The sequence below is a fragment of the Chryseoglobus sp. 28M-23 genome, from assembly GCF_014789785.1.
Taxonomy (GTDB): Bacteria; Actinomycetota; Actinomycetes; order Actinomycetales; family Microbacteriaceae; genus Microcella; species Microcella indica.
Window position 1 is genome coordinate 870,201 of the sequence record NZ_CP061846.1, and the last position, 18,719, is coordinate 888,919.

The following is an 18,719-nucleotide window of genomic DNA, read 5'->3' on the forward strand; positions in this document are numbered from 1 at the left end:
ATGCTCGGGTCAGATAGGTCGCGATAACCTGGCTGCCATCCGGTCGTAGGTGGCGACAGGTGGACGGGAGTGCTGATGCTTCGGCCTCTCGCCGCGCTCGGGCTCGTGTTGGGCGCGGCTTCACTCTTCACCTCGTGCGGCGGAGTGCCCGCAGATCGAGGCCCGTTCGCTCTTGGCGAGGGAGACGAGGGTCTGGTGGTCGTTGCTTGCGAGGATCTCGAGTTGTCCGAGATGCTGATCTCGCAGGCGGTGGTCGTCGAGGGCGACAGGAAGTACCCAGAAACGATCGCCGAGTGGGACCCTTCGCAGAAGCTAAGCACCGGAGACCCTCTCGCGTACAACGCTGTCTCTCCCGGCAGTGGCTTCGGCGGGGTGGGTTCGATGGAGCCCGACGCAACATACTTTGTCGATTCCTTGGGGTCCGACGGCAACGGAGTCACCGCAACTTTCTACGTGCCCAGTGGCGGCCTTCCGCCCGGAATGTGGCTAGGTTCGGATCAGTCGATCAACGTTGCGCCGTGCGACTACTGGAGGCGTTGACGGGAGGGCCGTCTCCACTCCAGTAACCTCTGACGCACTTGGCCTGGGTCTGGTGCCGTCCTCCGATCCAGGAGGGTAGACCACTCCCAAGGCCTCGTCAGCCCGGGAGGCCGCATGCACGACGGACTGCGTCGTACAGCCCCGAGCGCACATCGTCATCCGCGGCGACGATCACGGTGATCGCGGGCCCGGCGCCACTGTCGAGCCGCACGGTGGCGGGGAACCGCGTGCCCTGCTTGTCCTCCGCGATCGCGTGCGGGTCGCATCGTGCGGGCGTCAGGTTCACGGGCACCACGGTGCGCTCGCCGGGCGAGACGCGCGCATCGATCGGGATGCTCGACCCCCGCAGCCCGTTGCCGTCGACGACGCTCAGCAGCACGGTGCCGCCGATCGACTCGATGATCACGGCATCGTCGGCGGTCTCCGTACCGACGACGATGAGATCGAGCCCGATCACGCTGCTCGCCCCTGCGTCGAGCACGTCGCGCTCGGGGGCACGACGCAGGGTGAGCTCCACGACCGCGTCGACGGCCGCCGCCTCGCACGTCGCGGCGAGCCACCCGGCCCACTGCCCGAGCCGGTCGACGGTCGGCTCATCGACGACGGCCGTGGAGCCGTCGGCGAGGAGGATCTCGAGCCGGGCATCCGGCGCCGCGGTGGTCGAAGTGGGGCAGCGGGCGCCCTCGAGGAGCACGGGCAGGTCGCGCGTCGCTCCGGCGGGGATCGTCGTCTCGTCGTCGCGCGCGAGCGGGCCAGTGAGCGCGGGGGAGTCAAGGCTCGCACTCACGACCGTGACGGGCGTCGCACCGGCGTTGCGCACCGCGATCTGCATCGTGCCGCGCTCGGGGTCGAAGCGCGTGCGGTAGACCTCCACCACGAGATCGACCTCGTCACTCGACGCAGGCCCGACAGGGGGAGGCGGCGATTCGGGCGGGTCGGCACCCCGGGAGGGAGCGCACGAGGTGAGAAGGGCGACGAGCAGCACGAGCGCGGAGACGCGCAGGAAGCCCGCCCGGCCGCGCACGTCAGCTCGAGAGCAGCTCGGCGAGGTGGGGGCTCACGAGGTCGTCTTCGATGAGGAAGGAGTCGTGCCCGAACGGCGAGCTGATGACGACCGCCTCGGAGCCGTGGATCGTGCGCGGCAGGTGCGCCGAGAGCAGGTGCTGCGTCTCGACCGGGAACAGTCGATCGCTGTCGATACCGAGCACGAGGCAGGTCGCGGTCACGCGCGCGAGCGTCTCGGCGAGCGGCCCGCGCCCGCGTGTCACGTCGTGCGAGTTCATGGCCTCCACGAGCGCGATGTAGCTGTTGGCGTCGAACCGGCGCGTGAACTTGTTGCCGTGGAAGTCGAGGTAGCTCTCCACGGCGAAGCGCCCGCCGTGGCCGAGCGGGTCGAGCGTGCCCTGCCAGCTGCGCTCGAAGCGCGCGTTGAGCTCGTCGGGAGAACGGTAGTTGAGCAGTGCCATGCGCCGCGCGAGAGCCAGCCCGCGGTATGGCCCCTCCGGCTCGTCGTAGTAGTCGCCTTCGCGAAAGAGCGGGTCCATGCGAATCGCCTCGATCTGCACCGAGTTGAGGGCGAGCTGGTCGGCATTGGAGAACGCGGGCGCCGCGAGCACCCCGACGCGCGCGACCCGATCGGGATGCTCCACCGCCCACTCGAGCGCGTGCATGCCCCCCATCGACCCGCCGATGACCGCCGCGAAGCGCTCGATGCCGAGGGCATCGGCGAGCATGCGCTGCGCGGCCACCTGGTCGCGGATGGTCAGGTAGGGGAAGCGCGAGCCCCACTCGGAGCCGTCGGGGCTGAACGACGCCGGGCCGGTGGAGCCCTGGCAGCCGCCGAGCACGTTAGGGGCCAGCACAAACCAGCGGTCGGTGTCGATCGCGAGCCCGGGGCCGACGATGCCGCCCCACCAGCCCGCTGTCGCGTGGCCGGGGCCGGGAGGGCCCATGAGGTGGCTGTCGCCCGTGAGCGCGTGCGGCACGAGCACCACGTTGGAGTGGTCGGGGGCGAGCTCGCCCCAGCTCTCGTAGGCGAGACGCACGTGCGGCAGCGAGCGACCCGACTCGAGTTCGAGCGGCCCGAGGTCGACGAAGCGGCGCTCGCCAGGGTCGTCTCCCTCGCGCCACGCGCCCGTCGTGGGAGGCGTGCCGCGCAGCGCGCGGCGGCTCGCCTCGGTGATGAACGCCGAGGGCACCGTGTCTTCGCTCGTCTGCCAGTCCATGCTCAGACCATTCTGTCGCAGTCGCGCCCGGCCACCCGTCGTATGACGACGTGAGACCGGGCGCGGTGCGAAACGGGGTGCTGCTAGCGGGCGCTCGCCGCCGAGACGGCGCGGGCGGCCGCGAATCCCGACTCGAGGTCGGCGATGATGTCGTCCAGGTTCTCGAGCCCCACGGAGAGGCGTACGAGGCCCGGAGTGACGCCCGCGGAGAGCTGCTGCTCGGGCGTGAGCTGCGAGTGCGTCGTCGAGGCCGGGTGAATGATGAGGCTGCGCACGTCGCCGATGTTGGCGACGTGGCTGAACAGGCTCACGCTGTCGACGAGCGCGCGGCCCGCGTCAACGCCGCCCTTGAGCTCGAAGGAGAGCACCGCGCCGACGCCCTTCGGGGCGTACTTCTGGCCGGCCTCGTACCAGGGGCTCGAAGCGAGGCCCGAGTAGTCGACCGTCGCGACGTCGTCGTGCTTCTCGAGCCACTCGGCGACCGCCTGAGCGTTCTGCACGTGGCGCTCGATGCGCAGGCTGAGCGTCTCGATGCCCTGGATGAGCTGCCAGGCGTTGTCGGGCGAGATGGCCGAGCCGATGTCGCGCAGCAGCTGCACGCGCGCCTTGATGATGTAGGCGATGCCGTCGCCCAGCACGCCCGTGTAGCTCGCGCCGTGGTACGAGGGGTCGGGCTCGGTGAGACCGGGGAATTTCTCGACGTTCTTCGACCACGCGAACTTGCCGCCGTCGACGATGAACCCGCCGATGACGGTGCCGTGGCCGCCGAGGAACTTCGTCGCCGAGTGCACGACGATGTCGGCACCGTGCTCGAGGGGGCGGATGAGGTACGGGGTCGCGATGGTGTTGTCGACGATGAGCGGCAGCCCAGCCTCGTGGGCCACGCCGGCGACCTTCTCGATGTCGAGGATGTTGACCTTGGGGTTGCCGACCGTCTCGCCGAAGAGGAGCTTGGTGTTCGGGCGGATCGCCGCGCGCCACGCCTCCGCGTCGTCCTGGTCCTCCACGAAGGTGACCTCGACGCCGAGCTTGGCGAGCGTGTACGTGAACAGGTTGTACGTGCCGCCGTAGACGCTCGAGGAGGAGACGATGTGGTCGCCGGCGTTCGCGATGTTGAGCACCGCGTAGGTGGTCGCGGACTGGCCGGAGGACAGCAGGAGCGCCGCGGTGCCGCCCTCGAGGGCGGCGATGCGCTGCTCGGCGACATCCTGCGTGGGGTTCTGGATGCGCGTGTAGATGTTGCCGAACTCGGCGAGTGCGAAGAGGTTCTTGGCGTGCTCGGCGTCGTTGAAGACGTAGGCGGTCGTGCGGTAGACCGGGGTCGCTCGCGCGTTCGTCACCGGGTCGGGCTGGGCCCCCGCGTGGATCTGCTGCGTTTCGAACTTCCAGGTGTCGGACATGGTGGAGCTCCCTCGGGTCTGCGGTGCGTGCCGACGCGACGTGTCAGCGCTACGTGTCAGTGACGGTACGGCCACACGCGCCCGCGGTCAACGGCCCCCGACACACGCCGTAACGTGCGGTGCGCTCAGCCCCGCCGCGCCCCGGTGGGGTCGGTGCGCGACGGGCCGAGCCGCATGGGGCCCGTCGTCGTGTCGATCTCCCGGTGGAGCAACCACCGCGGGCGCGGCTCGACGAGCGGCCGTGCCGCCCACCGCACCCACGGGCTCGCGAGGCCGAACGAGATGCCGATCGAGATGACCGTCATGACGAGCAGCCAGGGCCACCCGGTGATCTCGTCCCCGATGATGCCCGACTCCCGGATCGGGTAGAGCGCGAAGGAGTGCAGCAGGTAGATGTACATGGTCGCCTGCCCGAGCGGCGTGAAGACGAGCTGACGGCGCGGCACGAGCACGAAAACGCACGCCGAGAGCAGCACGGCGAGCGCGAGAAGGCTCAGGCGCACGGCTCCGGCCCACCACTGATCCTCGCCGAGCCCGTCGTAGGAGTCGTCGTAGAAGAACCAGAAGCGCAGGTCGGTCGCGCGCCACACGTCGATGAAGGCCCACAGAACGGCCGCCCAGATGGCGAGCACGGCGAGGGCGCCCATGCGCACGAGCGCGGCGGGCGCCTCGGCGACCCGCCAGCGCTCCACGAGATGCCACTCGCGCAGCTTCCAGCCGAGCACGAAGAAGGGAAGGATGCCGATGGCGCGGGAGAGCGAGAACGTCGAGTCGACGTTCGAGAAGTAGCCGACCCCGATCGAGGCGATCACGGCCCACAGGAGGGGCCAGCGCAGCAGCGCGAGGTAGGGCAGGATCAACCGGAAGATGCCGAGCGCGAGCAGGAACCACAGCGTCCACGACGGCGTCGTCGGGTTGACCGCGACGCGCCCCTCGACGACGTAGTGCAGGAGAGTCCAGATCGACTCGAAGATGACGTACGGCACGATGATGTCCGTGATGACGCGCCGCATCTGGCGAGCCGTCGGCGGCCCCGACTTCGAGAAGTAGCCGCTGATGATCGCGAAGAGCGGCATGTGGAACGCGTAGATGAACAGGTACGCGACGAGCCCGGCATCGGAGTCGTAGGTGAACCTCTGAATGCCGTGCCCGACGACGACGAACGTGATGGCGACGAACCGCGCGTTGTCCCAGACGGGCACGCGCGAGGTCGCGGTCGATGAAGCCCCCATGGGCAGGAAGGGTACGCCGCCCCGCTCGGAGTACCGTAGGCGCATGCACAGCAGACGCGCAGTCATCACGGGGGCGAGCTCGGGCATCGGCGCCGCGACGGTGCGCCGCCTGCGCGACGCGGGCTGGTCGGTGCTCGCCGTGGCCCGCCGAGAGGACCGCCTCGCGGCGCTCGCGGAGGAGACCGGATGCTCGGTGCGCGTCGTCGACGTCACGCGCGACGACGACGTGGTCGCCCTGCGGGCCGCGCTCGCGGACGACATCGCGGCGACGGGTCAGCCGCTCGACGCGCTCGTGCTCAACGCCGGCCTCGCGATCGGCGTCGACCCCGTCGAGGAGGCGGACCCCGCGGACTGGGCGCGCATGTTCGAGGTCAACGTGCTCGGAGCCCAGCGCGTCGCCGCCGCCCTGCTGCCGCTGCTGCGCGAGGGAGCCCTCGAGCGAGGGTTCGCCGATGTGATCGCTGTCACCTCCACGGCCGGTCAGCGCGCCTACGAGGGCGGCGGAGGCTACGCGGCCTCGAAGTTCGGCCTGCGGGCGCTCATGGACACACTGCGTCTCGAGCTCGCGGGCGAGCCGATCCGGGTCATGCAGGTGGCCCCGGGCATGGTGCGCACCGACGAGTTCACCCTGCACCGACTCGGCGGTGACGCCGAGCGTGCTGCGGCGCTCTACGAGGGGGTCGAGCGTCCCCTGACGGCCGACGATGTCGCCCTCGTCATCGCGCAGTCCCTCGCCCTGCCCGGCCACATCAATCTCGACGAGATCACGATGCGCCCGGTCGCGCAGGCCGCGCAGCACAAGCTCATTCGGGGTCCGCTGCGGCCGCGCGAGGCGCCGCGGGAGTGACCGGCGCTGCCTCGCCCGCGACGACCTCGTCGCTGAAGGCGAGCTTCGGCACGGCGAGAAGCAGGATCGCGCTCACGAGCGCCGTGCCGCCGCAGATGGCGAACACCGTGAGGTAGCCCGCGTAGGTTCCCACGGTCTCGAGAGCAGCCTGGCCGCCCGCGTAGATGAGCACGACGGCGAAGATCGCGGAGGCGAAGGAACCGCCGATCGTCTTCGTCGTGTTGGTGAGGCCCGCGGCGATGCCGGTCTGGCCGAGCGGCGCGGCGGCGGAGGCGGCTGCGGGGAGAGCGGCGACGAGCGCACCCGACCCGATGCCGGCGACGACCATGTTGAGGGTCACCTGCAGGGGCGTCGCGTTGAAGGGCAGGAACATGAGGTAGCCGACGGCGATGAAGGTCGTGCCCACGATGAGCGCGATGCGCGGGGTCGTGCGGTTCGACAGCACGGGGAAGAGCAGCGCCCCGACGATCATGGCGATGAGATACGCGCCGATGATGTTCGAGATCGCCGAGGAAGACAGCCCCAGGCCGTATCCGACGACGGGGTCAGTGCCCGCGTACAGGCTCAGAGGGGCCTGGGCGCCGAGGATGCTGATGCCGAGCAGCCCCGCGACGAGCTGGATGGGCCACATCGACGGCTGGCGCAGCACGCGCAGGTCGATCGCCGGGTCGGGGTGGCGCAGCACCCAGCGGCCGAAGGGGAGGAGCAGCAGGACCCCGACGGCCATGAGGAGGTAGACCCACCAGGCCTCCGGCCCGTTGATGCGCAGGAAGGTCAGGCCGCTCGTGATGGTCAGCAGCGCGATCGTGAGCAGCACGAAGCCGACGGTGTCGAGGCGTCGACCGGGGATGGGCGTCGACTCGGGCACGCCGAAGAGGATCGCGAAGAACGCGACCGTCGTCGCCGCGGCGGGCACCGACAGCGCGAGCGGGACGTTGCCGCCGACCGCTTCGAAGAAGCGACCGCCGCCGAGGGCTCCCGCGATGGCGCCCGCCTCGAGGGCGACGACGAGGAACCCGGCAGCGCGACGGGTCTGCGAGGCGCCACGCTTCTCGCTGCGGCCACGGTCGAAGATGAGGGCGACCTCGAGCGGCAGCCACACGACATAGAAGCCCTGCAGCGCCCACGCGAAGAGGAAGCTCCAGAAGTCGGCCGCGAACACGAGCCACCAGCTGGCTCCCGCCGTGAGCACGGTCGAGAGCAGCAGCACCTTCTTGTGCCCGATCATGTCGCCGAGCTTGGCGAGGATCGGCACGACGAGGGCGCTCAGCAGCAGCTGCGCGGCCTCGAACCAGTTGAAGTCGGGGTCGCGGATGCCCAGATACTCGACGATGTCGGGGATGAGCGGAATGTAGTACCCCTGCAGCACCCCGCTGACGAACTCGACGAAGAACAGGTATCCCACGAGCCCGAGAGTGATCGCCCCAGACCGTCCGCGCAGCAGCTGTGCCATTCCGCGATGCTAGCGTGCGGCATCCTCATGTCGAGGCGCGGCCCGCTAGCGTGATCGGATGAGCACGCCGCGACCGCTGAGCGACCTCGTGGCTGCGGACTGGGTGGATGCTCTCGCCCCTGTCGCGGGTCGCATCGAGGAGCTCGGGCGCTGGTTGCGGGCCGAGGTCGCCGCGGGTCGTCCGTACCTGCCGGCGGGGCCCGCCGTGCTGCGGGCGTTCACGGCGCCGCGCGCCGAGGTGCGCGTGCTCATCGTCGGCCAGGACCCGTACCCGACGCCCGGCCACCCGATCGGCCTGAGCTTCGCCGTCGAGCGCTCGGTGCGGCCTCTGCCGCGCAGCCTCGCGAACATCTACCGCGAGCTGCACGACGACCTCGGGGTGACGCCCGCCGAGCATGGCGACCTCTCGGCGTGGCAGAGCCAGGGCGTGCTGCTGCTCAACCGCGTGCTCACCGTGCGCGCGGGTGCGAGCGGCTCGCATCGCGGTCGTGGGTGGGAGGAGGTCACCGAGCACGCGGTGCGGTCGCTCGTCGAGCGCGGCGGCCCCCTCGTCGCGGTGCTCTGGGGGCGGCAGGCCCAGTCGCTCGCGCCGGCGCTCGACGGCATCCCGATCGTCGCGACCGCGCACCCGAGCCCCCTCTCGGCGCACGCCGGGTTCTTCGGGTCGCGCCCCTTCAGTCGCGTCAACGAGCTTCTCGACTCCCAGGGTTCCCCGGGCATCGACTGGCACCTGCCGTCGTAGGCTGGGAGCGTGCTGGAGGAGGAGTACCAACCGCGTCGGCGATTGCCGCGCCACTTGCGCCCCTCACCGCCGCCCGAGCCGACCTTCAGCTTCAGCGTGCGCCCCGCGACGGAGGCAGACCTTCCGTACATCCGCGAGATCTACAACCACTACGTCGCCAACAGCACCGTGACCTTCGATGAGAAGAGCTGGACTCTGCGCGGCCTGCGCGCGAAGTTCGCGCACGTGCAGAAGCTCGGGTACCCCTTCATCGTGGCCGTGTCGCCGACCAATCAGGTGCTCGGCTTCGCTTACGTATACCCGTGGAAGGAGAAGGCGGCGTACCGCTACACGGTCGAGAACTCCATCTACCTCGGGCCGGCCTCGACCGGCAAGGGGCTGGGCACCGCGCTGCTCGCCGAGCTCATGGAGCGCTCGCGCGAGGCCGGCGTCAAGGAGATCATCGCCGTGATCGCCGATCGCGGGGCGGACGCGTCGATCCGCCTGCACGAGAAGTTCGGCTTCCGCCAGACCGGCGCCATGGGGCGCGTGGGCTACAAGTTCGACCGTTGGCTGGGCATCGTGCTGCTGCAGAAGTCGCTCGGGCCGTCGAAGAGCCAGCCGGCGGACGCACGCCGTTGAGCGCCCGCCGACCGCGCTACTGGTAGACCTCGCCGCGAATCTCCTCGACGAACACCACGGCCTCGTCGTAGAAGACCTGACCGCCGAAGGCGCTGATGACCGAGATCCAGCTGTCGATGCGCACCTCGTTGTAGATGGCGGGGGCACCCTGCTCGTCGCCGAGCAGGCCGTAGGTGATCGTGCCGTCCTCGAGGGTGCTCTCGTTGAGACCCTGCGCTGTGAGGTCGTCGACCACGCCGGCGCGCGTCGACGGGGTCAGCGGTGCGACGCTGATGAGCAGGTCGGCGATCTCACCATCGGGGTTCGCCCAGATGCAGCTGATGCCGCCCACCCGCTGCTCGGGGGTGGGGTCGACGAAGACGTCGTTGCCCTCCGTGCTGCCGGGGCCACCGCGCAGCACGAGGTTCTGGCCCTCGAGGTTGTCGAGTCGCTCCTGCGGGAAGATCTCCGTGCAGTCCGCGGGCAGGGCGAAGGCCTCCGGCTCGGGCTCGGTCGTCGGCTCCGGCTCGGGCTCCGACGTCTCGGTGGGCACGACCTCGGGCTCGTCGACCGGCTCCTCCTCGGCGGCGCACGCGCTGAGGCCCGCAACCAGCACGAGGGCGGCGGCGCCGCTCAGCACGCGGTGGCGCAAGAGGGGGCGTCGCTCGAGCATGGATCTCCTTGCGGTTCTCGGTGGTGCCGGGGCCTCGGTGGTGCCGGGCTGATGGGCGAGAATCTATCAGCCGAGCTGTGCCAAGAGTGCTCCGATCGGGGGTGCAGAGCGGGGCATCCCGCGTTCGTTGCGCAATCGATACGAAGCCGCCCCGCGTAGGCTCGACGGCGTGTTCGAACTCCACCATCTGACCGCGCTCGAGCAGTGGCAGTGGCTGCACGAGGGCCGTCTCGAGCCCCGCGACCTCGTCGAGCACTACCTCGCGCGCATCGAGCGGATCAACGACGATGTCGGGGCGTTCACCGTCGTGGAGGCGCAGCGCGCTCGGGAGGCCGCGCAGCGCGTGGTGCGGGAGGTTCCCCGCACGGCGCCGCTCTGGGGTCTGCCGATCGCCGACAAGGAGCTCGTGCCGCGCGCGGGCCAGCGCACGACCTTCGGTTCGCGCCTGTTCGCCGAGCACCTTCCCGAGCAGTCCGACGAGCTCGTGCGCCACCTCGACGATGCCGGTGCGATCAGCCTCGGCGCGACGGCGGCGCCCGAGTTCGGTCTGCCCTCCTACACCGAGAGCCTCGTGGCGCCTCCCGCGCGCACCCCCTTCGCGCTCGATCGTGGCGCCGGTGGATCGAGCGGCGGGGCGGCGGTCGCGGTCGCGGCCGGACTGCTGCCCTTCGCCCCGGGCTCCGACGGGGGAGGGAGCATCCGCATTCCCGCCGCCGCGTGCGGCCTGGTCGGCCTCAAGCCGTCCCGCGGGCGCATCCCCGCCGGCAGCGGTCTCGACCGCCCCGCCGGCCTCGTCGTTCCCGGTCCCCTCGCCCGCACGGTCGCGGACGCCGCGCTCATGCTGGACGCGCTCGTCTCCGCGGCACCGTGGGAGTTCGCGACGCGCGCGCCGTCCCCGCACGACGGCCCCTTCCTCGGCGCTGCCGTGCGCGGCGAGGGCCGGTTCCAGCTCGGCGTCATGACGAGCACCCCCTGGGAGGGCTTCACCGACATCACGATCGCTCTCGAGGCGCGGGATGCCCTCACGACGGCCATCGCGGGCTTCGAGCGCCTCGGCCACAGCGTGGACGACCTCACGCTGCCCGCCGAGCCCGACTACGCCCGGCACTTCCGCACGGTGTGGATGGCGGGGGCCGCGGGCATCCCCGCCCGGACCGACGACGAGCTCGCGCTGCTCGAGCCGCTCACGGCCTGGCTCGTCGGTCAGGGCCGGGCGCTGCCCGCGACGGCGCTCGCGGAGGCGCTCACGTGGCTCACGGGGTTCGAGCGCCGCGTTATCCGCCATCTCGGCACGGTCGACATCGTGGTCACGCCCGCGCTCGCGATGACGCCCCGCCCCCTCGGCTGGTTCGACGCGCAGGACCCGGAGCGCAACTTCGCGCAGCAGGTGCAGTACACGCCGTGGACGAGCTTCGTCAACGTCGCCGGGCTGCCCGCGCTCACTCTGCCGATCGGCCTTACGGGTGCCGACTCCGAGGTGCCGGGCGTGCCCATGGGCGTGCAGCTCATCGGGCGCCCGGGCGGGGAGGCCGATCTTCTCGCGCTGGGGGCGCAGTGGGAGCGGGCGCATCCGGAGCGTCTGCACCCGCCGCAGTGGTAGGCGGCGCTGCGGTGGGCGCCGCACCGGTGGGCGCCGCAGCGGGGGCCGCGCGGCGGCGGTAGCCGCCATCCTCGAGTCCTGCCTCGATCTCGAAGCGGTTCCGCAGCGGGTCGCGGCCCGCCGCGACGTACAGCACGATGAACGCGAGGCCGTACCGCCGCCACTGCTGCCGGTGCACGGCCTCGTGCCGCAGCACGGCCTCGCCCACGCTGCCGTGCGTGAGGTACACGGCGCCGATGGTCGTGCCGCCCCGACCGAAGGCCCACCGCGGCAGTCCCGCGCACACGAGCAGGTCGCCGTGGCGCGCGACGCGGAATCGCGCGAGCGGTGCGCCCCAGATCAGGGCGAGCGCGGTCGCGAGCCAGTACCCGGGCAGCGCGAACACGGCACGCACGAATCGCACGGGCTAGCCCGTCGCGCTCGCGCGGCCGTACTGCTCGAGCAGCCGCAGCCAGATCTCGCTCATGGTCGGGTAGGAGGGCACGGCGTGCCACAGCCGGTCGAGGGTGACCTCGCCGACGACGGCGATCGTCGCGGCGTGCAGCAGCTCGGCGACGTCGTCGCCCACGATCGTGAAGCCCACGATCACGCGGCGGTCCTCGTCGACGACCATGCGGGCGGTGCCGCGGTAGTCGTCGGCGTGCACGCTCGCGCCGGCGACGTACCCGAGCTCGTAGTCGACGGCGCGCACGTGCAGTCCGCGCTCGGTCGCCTCGGCGAGAGTGAGGCCGACGCTCGCGACCTCGGGCGCCGTGAACGTCACCTGGGGTACGGCGGCGTGGTCGGCGGTCGCGACGTGCGCGCCCCACGCGGCCTCCTGGCGGGATGCTCTGCTCGCGCGCGCCGCCATCCCGTCGCCTGCGGCGCGCGCCTGATACTTGCCCTGGTGCGTGAGGAGCGCACGGTGGTTGACGTCTCCCACGGCGTAGAGCCACTCGCTCGCGCGCCCGTCGGCGTCGAGGGCGCGCAGGGTGTCGTCGACGTCGATCCACTCGCCGGGGGCGAGCCCGACCGTCTCGAGCCCGAGGTCGTGCGTGGCGGCCCGGCGGCCGGTGGCGACGACGACCTCGTCGACGACGAGCTCGCGGCCCTCGGGCAGCGCGAGGCGCACGGTGCCGTCGGCGAGCCGGTCGACGCGCTCGGGCGTCGTGCCGATGAGCACCTCGGCGCCGTCCGCGCGCAGACGCTCGGCGACGGCATCACCTGCGAACTCCTCGACGCCGGAGAGCAGCCGCCCGCGGCTGAGGAGCGTCACGCGACTGCCGAGCGAGGTGAACGCGGTCGCCATCTCGCAGCCGACGACCCCGCCGCCGATGATCGCGAGCCGGTCTGGCACGGTCTCGGTGCTCGTGATCTCGCGGGAGGTCCACGGGCTCGCCTCCGCGAGGCCGTCGATGGGCGGCACCGCGGCCTCGCTGCCCGTGCAGATCGCGACCGCGTGGCGGGCGAGCACGGTGCGCTGATCGCCGTCGTCCCCCGTGATGATGACGCGGCGGTCGCCGTCGAGCCGAGCCCGGCCACGGGCGAGCTCGATGCCCGCCTTCTCGAGCCACCGCACCTGGCCGCTGTCGTCCCAGTGGCTCGTGAACGTGTCGCGCCGCGCGAGCACGGCGGCGGTGTCGAGCCTGCCCGTGACGGCTTCGCGCGCACCGCCCACGGCGTGCGCCGCGCGCAGCACGCTGCCGGAGCGCAAGAGTGCCTTGGAGGGCATGCACGCCCAGTACGAGCACTCGCCGCCGACGAGCTCGCTCTCGACGATGAGCACGCTCAGGCCGCCCTGCACGGCGCGGTCGGCGACGTTCTCGCCCACGGCTCCGGCGCCGATCACGACCACGTCGTACGACTCTGGCTCGTTCTGGTTGCCGTCCACGGCCGCTGTCGACACCACGCCTCTACCGCCCCACGAACGCGGGGTCGGTGCGGGTGAGGAAGGCCTGCATGCCGATACGTGCATCCTCCGTCTGCGCGAGCCGCACGAGCTCGTGCGGCAAACGCGCCTCCGCTGCCGCGGCTCCTTCGCGCACGGCGAGGCGGGCGTTGGCGAGAGTCGCCTGCACGGCGAGCGGCGCCTGGGCGGCAATGCGCTCGGCGAGTTCGCGCGCTCGCTCGAGCTGCTGGCCCGGCTCGACGACCTCCTGCACGAGACCCATGCGGTGCGCCTCGGCGGCGTCGAAGCGGTCGCCCGTGAGCATCCAGCGCATCGCGTCGCCCCAGCCGGCCGTCGCGGCGAACCGGGTCGTCGCCCCGCCGAAGGGCAGGATCGCCCGCGCCACCTCGAGCTGAGCGAACACGGTGTCGGAGGCCGCGATCGTGATGTCGGAGGCGAGAGCGAGCTCGACGCCGAGGGTGAGGCACGTGCCCTGCACGGCGAGAACGACGGGCTTGCTCACGCGTGAGCCGTCCATGCCCCAGGGATGAATGCCGCCCTCGGGCACCATCGAGAGGCCCTCGGGCCCGATGCGGGGGGCCACGTCGGCGAGGTCGAGACCTCCCGTGAAGTGGTCGCCGTGCGCGTAGACGACCCCGACGCGGGCCTCGTCGTCGCGGTCGAGCTCGCCGTAGGCGAGCGCGAGCTGCTCGAGCATCGCGACATCGGCGGCGTTGCGCTTCTCGGGGCGGTTGAGGCCGATGAGCAGGAGGGGGCCGTCGCGGTCGACGGTGACGCGCTTCTCAGTCATGCACGCCAGGGTACTGAGGCAGGGCGCTCAGCGGGTGAAAGCGCCGATGATCCGCAGGATGGCGGCGCTGTCGTCGCCCGCCTCGTCATCGCGCGCTCCCTCGGGCGGGGCGTACTCGCACAACCCTGCACCGCCGAGCGGCAGCGCGCCGCGCGCCGCCCGCAGGGCGTCGCACAACTCCCCGAGCCCGAGCCCGAACGGGGCGGGGAAGCCGACGCCCGCGAAGACGCCGGGGTCGAGAACGTCGAGGTCGACGTGCAGGTAGAGCAGGGCATCCGCTCCGTCGCTCGCGCGCTCCGCGACCGCATCGGCCACCTCGTCAGCGGTTACTCGGCGCAGGCCGACCCGCTCGATCGCGTCCGCCTCCGCATCGTCGAGGTCGCGCACACCCAGTAGCAGTACGTCCTCCGGGGCTACGATGCCGTCGTCGAGGAGCGCGCGCAGCACCATGCCATGGAACGCGCCGCTCGGGGAGGTCTCGGGCGAGTTGAGGTCGGCGTGCGCGTCGGCCCACAGCAGCACGGGGCGCGCCCGCGCGGCGACCGCGTCGATGCTCGCGTACTCGACGCCGCAATCGCCTCCGACGACGATGACCGGGTCGTCGCGGTCGCTCTTGTGCTCGGCGAGGGCGCGGCCCAGACGCTCGCGCACGAGGCGGATCGAGCTCCAGCGGTGGATGCCCGTGCCCTCGTGGTCGCCGGCCTCGAGCGGCACCTCCACGCGCTCGGTCGCGGCGGCGGGCAGGTCGGCGTAGATCGCCTCGGCGCCCTCCACGAGACGCATGGCGCGGTCGGAGCCGGAGCCCTGCCATTGCGGGACGACGAGGAAGCGGGCGGCCATGCCGTCAGTCTCCCATCGAGCGCGGGGCGGGCGGTAGCGCCGCGCGGCCGACGGCGGCCGCTGCCGAGCTCAGGAGCGCTTCGAACGGTCCCCGCCGCCCGAGCGCCGAGCAGGCGAGGCCGAACAGGATGCCCGCCACGACGAGCACGACCGTGAGGGTCTCCCCGACCGGGCTCGTGAAGCGCCCCGCGGGCCCGAGCGCGGCGAAGGCCGCAATGACGACGACCTGGCCGACGTAGACCGTGAGGGCGACTCGGCCGAGCGCGGTGAGCGGCGCGAGCACGACGCGACGCCACGGCGAGGGCGTGCCGGGGTCGAGCACGACGAGCAGCAGCCCGATGATCGCGAACGCGAGCCCGCCGGAGCCGACGAGCTCTGCGGTCGTGCCGCTGTGCGCCTCGGCCGAGACACTCGGCAGGAGGGCCGCGGCACCGTAGCCGCCGAGCGCCGCGGTGGCGCCTCCGCCGATGAGAACGGCGCGCGTGCGCGCGCGATCGAGCCCCGAGCGCGTCGCGAGCAGGCCGAGACCGACGAGCGGCAGCCACAGCACGGCGGGGTAGTAGCCCGTGAACAAGTAGTCGACGACGGGTTCGAGCGGGCTCTCGCCGGGTACCCCCGCCGCGACGAGCGCGTCACGGGAGAGCGGCGCGGCGACGAGCAATGCGAGGCTCACGATGGCGAGCAGCCTCCGCGCGGCGAACAGCAGCGGCAGGGCGAGCACGAACAGCACACCGTAGTAGTCGAGGATGATCGCGATACCGCTGGGGAGCATCCAGAGCAGCAGGCCGATCACGAGCAGGATCGCCGCGCGCACGAGCAGGCGGATGCGCTGCTCCCGTCGCGCATCCACGGGCGCGCTCGGCTGCGCGGCGCGCGCGGTCACGAGACCGAGCGCGACGCCCGCGACGACGACGAACAGCACCGAGGGGCGCCCGTCGACGAGCAGCTCGCCGTCATCCTGCCGTGGCCACGCGTGCGCGGCGATCATGCCGATGATCGCCAGCCCGCGCGCCGCATCGACGCCGTGCCATCGAGCGCCCTCCCCGCCGCGCGTGCGGTCGGGGACGGCGACGTCGGATGCTCTACTGATCGATCGCCTGCGGGGCGTTGCCCTGCTTGAGGGCGGCGAGCCGCGCGTCGACCTCGGCCTGCACGCCGACGTCCTCGAGCGCCTCGAACTGAGCGTCGAGGCTCGACGAGGCGAGCTCCTGCTGGCCGAGCACCTTCGCCTCCTCGCGGCGGATCTTCTCCTCGAAGCGGCCGAGCTCGCTCGTCGGGTCGAGGATGTCGATGCTCTTCACGGCGTCGAGCACTTGCGACTGGGCGTCGGCGATCTTCGAGCGCGCGACGAGCTGGTCGCGCTTGGCGCGCAGCTCGCCGAGCTTGCCCTTCATGCCCTCGAGCCCGCTCTTGAGCTTCTCGACGACCTCGGTCTGCGAGGCGATCGTGGGCTCGGCGGCCTTCGCCTGCGACTCGGCCGCAAGCTGCTTGCCGAGTGCGACCTTCGCGAGGTTGTCGAACTTGTCGGCATCGGCGGTGTTGCCGCCCTGGCGCAGCTCGTCGGCCTTGGCGCTCGCGGCGACGGCCTTGCGGCCCCAGTCCTGCGCCGAGGCGACGTCCTCCGCGTAGTCCTGCTCGAGCAGGCGCAGGTTGCCGATGGTCTGCGCGATCGCCGCCTCCGCCTCCTGGATGCTCGCGGTGTAGTCGCGCACCATCTGGTCGAGCATCTTCTGCGGGTCCTCCGCGGAATCGAGCAGGGCGTTGATGTTGGCCTTCGCGAGTTGGGCGATGCGGCCGAAGATGGACTGCTTGGTCATGACGAATGGTGCCTTTCTGTGGGGATGTTCCAAGGAGAGCGTCGGTGGTGCGGGGTCAGAAGCGGCCGCCGCGGCTGCGGCCGGAGCGGGAACGGGAGGAGCGGGTCGGGCGTGCGGAGCGCGTGGAGGATCGCGACGTCGAACGGGCGGCCGACCCCGAGGAGCGGGAGCTGGACGAGCGTCGCGAGCCCGAGGAGCCGAAGCGCGGGCGGGAGGGTGCGCCGCCCGAGCCGAGGAGACCGCCGAGCAGCCCTCCGACGAGCGCGCCGCCTCCGCCGGACGAGCCTGATCCGTTCAGGCCACCGATGGCTCCTCGCGGTTCGAGGGCCCCGCGCACGTCGCGTTCCGCTGCCTCGAGGGCGCGTCGGGCGAGATCATGGGCGCCCTGCGCGGTCTCGAGAGCGGAGACCGGGTCGCTCGCGCGCGCGTCGAGAGCCACGTCGAGCTGCGCTTGCGCCTCGGCGAGGCGGGCGCGAGCACTCGCGTCGACGGCGCCGCGGTGGGAGGCGATGTACTCTGCCGCGCTGAGGATCGCACTGCGCGTGGAGGCGAGCGTGCGCTCGAGGGCGGCCTCAGCGGCAGCTCGGCGCTCTGACTCCTCGCGCGCGTCGGCGAGCTCGGCATCGAGTGCCCGATCCGCGGCCACGAGGCGCGTGAGAGTCGCGACCGGGTCACGGTCGTCGACCGCGTCGAGGGCGGACTGCGCGACGGCGACCGCCGCCGTGAGCTCGGGGGAGCCCGCGGAGGTCGACGGGATCGCACGGGCGGCCTCGATACCCGAGGCGAGGTCGGAGCGCTGATCGGCGACCGCCGACCGTGCTTCGCCGAGCTCGGCCGCTCGGCGGTCCACCGCCGCTGCCGTGCTGTGCAGCTGGGCGAGGACGAGCTGGGCAGAGCGCACCTCGACCGCCGCCGCGGAGGGCTCCTGGCGCTCGTGGGCGGCGAGGGCCGCCTGCAGCTCGGCCTCGGCGAGCTGCAGCAGCCGCGGCAGCTGCTCGGGAGCATCCGCGATATCGCTCACGGCGCTCGCCGCGTACTCCTCGCGGAGCCGATCGAGGGTCGCCGTCGCCGCCTCGACGGCCGAGGCGGCCGCGTCGAGGGCACCGCGGGCCGTCGTGATCGAGCCCGAGAGGTCTTGCTCGACCTCGCGCAGCGCCTCGAAGGCGTCCTCCTGGGCCGCGAGCAGAGCGTCCGCCTCGTCGCACTGGGCGATGATGCTCAGCAGAGCCTCGCGTCGCGGGCCCGCCTCGACGGTCGCGTCCTCGAGCGCGCCGCGCGCTCGGAACGCCTCGGTGACGAGCGCGCGTGCGCGGGTGAGGGCGTCGCGGAAGCCCGCCGTGGGCTCGGCGCCGAACTGCGCCTCGGCGAATCCGAGCTCCTGCTCGCTCGTCGCGAGCGCGTCATCGAGCTCCACGAGCCGACGCGACGCCGACTGGTCGAGCTGCTCGAGGGACTGCTTCTCGGGCGCGCGCGTCGCGCTCGCGCCGCGCCGACGCGAGCGCACGACCAGGACGGCGATGACGATGACGACGGCGACGACGAGGGCGCCGATGAGGAGGGGGAGCAGTGAGCCGCCCGGCGAGGCGAGCCGTTCGGCGTAGTCGACGATCGCGTCCGCCCAGCGGTCGTCGCGGAGCGCGGGGATGAGCGCCTCGGCCTCCGCACTCGCGAGGGCGTCGTCGCTCACCGGGAAGTCGAGCCCTGGCGAGATACCGAATGAGCGATCCTGCACGGCGATCGCGAGCAGGGCATCCCGCTCGCCGAGTCCCGAGGCGATCGCTGCGGCGTCGGCCCACTCGGCGCCGTTCTGCGGCGCCTCGAACGTGTCGACGATGACGACGACGAGGGGCGCGCCGATCTCGTCGACGAGGCTCTCGAGGGCCGCCTCGACGCGCGGTGCGTCGTCGCCGAGCACGCCGGCCTCGTCGAGCACGTAGGCGCCGCCGATGTCGAGGGGCTCGGCGGCGTGAGCGGGGCCGGCGCCGACGAGGAGCGAGCCCCCGAGGAGCGCGGCGAGCAGAAGGGAGGCGGGGGTGCGTCGCCGCGTCATCGTCGGCATGGTCGGGCGTGTC

18 protein-coding genes are annotated in these 18,719 nt (G+C 72.1%); 5 read left to right on the forward strand and 13 right to left on the reverse strand.

All coding sequences use genetic code 11. The features are described 5' to 3' along the window. The first annotated feature begins 222 nt into the window (after positions 1-222). A complete protein-coding gene (locus tag IE160_RS04295; RefSeq protein WP_179873486.1) occupies positions 223-540 on the forward strand; it encodes a hypothetical protein in 318 nt (105 codons plus the stop codon). 97 nt (positions 541-637) lie between these two features. Here the strand turns inward: IE160_RS04295 and IE160_RS04300 are convergent, their stop codons facing one another. The 4 genes from IE160_RS04300 to IE160_RS04315 form a co-directional block, all read right to left on the reverse strand. Beyond that, entirely contained in the window at positions 638-1,564 is a 927-nt protein-coding gene (locus tag IE160_RS04300; protein ID WP_191151750.1) for a hypothetical protein, read from the reverse strand. Position 1,565: 1 nt separating this feature from the next. Then, positions 1,566-2,765: a homoserine O-acetyltransferase MetX gene (gene metX, locus IE160_RS04305; protein WP_191151751.1), complete on the reverse strand. Its 1,200-nt coding sequence runs from the start codon at positions 2,763-2,765 to the stop codon at positions 1,566-1,568. A gap of 83 nt (positions 2,766-2,848) precedes the next feature. Continuing rightward, positions 2,849-4,165, reverse strand: coding sequence for a bifunctional o-acetylhomoserine/o-acetylserine sulfhydrylase (locus IE160_RS04310; RefSeq protein WP_191151752.1), 1,317 nt, complete (start codon positions 4,163-4,165; stop codon positions 2,849-2,851). 125 nt (positions 4,166-4,290) lie between these two features. Continuing rightward, the gene (locus IE160_RS04315; protein ID WP_191151753.1) at positions 4,291-5,397 is read right to left on the reverse strand and encodes an acyltransferase family protein; all 1,107 of its coding nucleotides are present in this window, start codon (positions 5,395-5,397) and stop codon (positions 4,291-4,293) included. 43 nt (positions 5,398-5,440) lie between these two features. Here IE160_RS04315 and IE160_RS04320 point away from each other — a divergent pair, with 43 nt between their 5' ends. Then, positions 5,441-6,244, forward strand: a complete 804-nt coding sequence (locus IE160_RS04320) for an SDR family oxidoreductase (protein WP_191151754.1) — start codon at positions 5,441-5,443, stop codon at positions 6,242-6,244. On the opposite strand, the gene IE160_RS04325 is transcribed toward IE160_RS04320, so the two are convergent. After that, positions 6,201-7,697 carry an MFS transporter gene (locus IE160_RS04325; protein ID WP_179873492.1) on the reverse strand — a complete coding sequence of 499 codons (1,497 nt, stop codon included), beginning with the start codon at positions 7,695-7,697 and terminating at the stop codon, positions 6,201-6,203. The genes IE160_RS04320 and IE160_RS04325 overlap by 44 nt on opposite strands. A 58-nt stretch (positions 7,698-7,755) precedes the next feature. Between IE160_RS04325 and IE160_RS04330 the strand changes: the two genes are divergently transcribed. Together IE160_RS04330 and IE160_RS04335 are read left to right on the forward strand one after the other, a co-directional pair. Beyond that, a complete protein-coding gene (locus IE160_RS04330; RefSeq protein WP_191151755.1) occupies positions 7,756-8,439 on the forward strand; it encodes a uracil-DNA glycosylase in 684 nt (227 codons plus the stop codon). Between the two features lie 9 nt (positions 8,440-8,448). After that, positions 8,449-9,060, forward strand: coding sequence for a GNAT family N-acetyltransferase (locus IE160_RS04335; RefSeq protein ID WP_191151756.1), 612 nt, complete (start codon positions 8,449-8,451; stop codon positions 9,058-9,060). Positions 9,061-9,076: 16 nt separating this feature from the next. On the opposite strand, the gene IE160_RS04340 is transcribed toward IE160_RS04335, so the two are convergent. After that, positions 9,077-9,712 carry a hypothetical protein gene (locus IE160_RS04340; protein WP_152583475.1) on the reverse strand — a complete coding sequence of 212 codons (636 nt, stop codon included), beginning with the start codon at positions 9,710-9,712 and terminating at the stop codon, positions 9,077-9,079. A gap of 169 nt (positions 9,713-9,881) precedes the next feature. Between IE160_RS04340 and IE160_RS04345 the strand changes: the two genes are divergently transcribed. Then, positions 9,882-11,312, forward strand: a complete 1,431-nt coding sequence (locus IE160_RS04345) for an amidase (protein WP_191151757.1) — start codon at positions 9,882-9,884, stop codon at positions 11,310-11,312. Here the strand turns inward: IE160_RS04345 and IE160_RS04350 are convergent. The 7 genes from IE160_RS04350 to IE160_RS04380 form a co-directional block, all read right to left on the reverse strand. Beyond that, complete coding sequence (locus IE160_RS04350) at positions 11,218-11,715, reverse strand: hypothetical protein (RefSeq protein ID WP_191151758.1); 498 nt, start codon at positions 11,713-11,715, stop codon at positions 11,218-11,220. The genes IE160_RS04345 and IE160_RS04350 overlap by 95 nt on opposite strands. A 3-nt stretch (positions 11,716-11,718) precedes the next feature. Next, positions 11,719-13,200 (reverse strand): dihydrolipoyl dehydrogenase family protein, encoded by a 1,482-nt coding sequence (locus IE160_RS04355; protein ID WP_224744574.1) that lies wholly within the window; start codon positions 13,198-13,200, stop codon positions 11,719-11,721. 4 nt (positions 13,201-13,204) lie between these two features. Next, on the reverse strand, positions 13,205-13,990 hold the full coding sequence (locus tag IE160_RS04360) for a crotonase/enoyl-CoA hydratase family protein (RefSeq protein WP_179873498.1): 786 nt from the start codon (positions 13,988-13,990) through the stop codon (positions 13,205-13,207). Positions 13,991-14,017: 27 nt separating this feature from the next. After that, positions 14,018-14,830 carry an arginase family protein gene (locus IE160_RS04365; RefSeq protein WP_191151760.1) on the reverse strand — a complete coding sequence of 271 codons (813 nt, stop codon included), beginning with the start codon at positions 14,828-14,830 and terminating at the stop codon, positions 14,018-14,020. 4 nt (positions 14,831-14,834) lie between these two features. Next, a complete protein-coding gene (locus tag IE160_RS04370) occupies positions 14,835-15,818 on the reverse strand; it encodes a DUF418 domain-containing protein (protein WP_191151761.1) in 984 nt (327 codons plus the stop codon). Between the two features lie 94 nt (positions 15,819-15,912). Further along, on the reverse strand, positions 15,913-16,647 hold the full coding sequence (locus tag IE160_RS04375; protein WP_152583469.1) for a PspA/IM30 family protein: 735 nt from the start codon (positions 16,645-16,647) through the stop codon (positions 15,913-15,915). A 55-nt stretch (positions 16,648-16,702) separates the two neighbouring features. Then, positions 16,703-18,697 (reverse strand): TPM domain-containing protein, encoded by a 1,995-nt coding sequence (locus tag IE160_RS04380; protein WP_191151762.1) that lies wholly within the window; start codon positions 18,695-18,697, stop codon positions 16,703-16,705. Positions 18,698-18,719 lie beyond the last annotated feature (22 nt).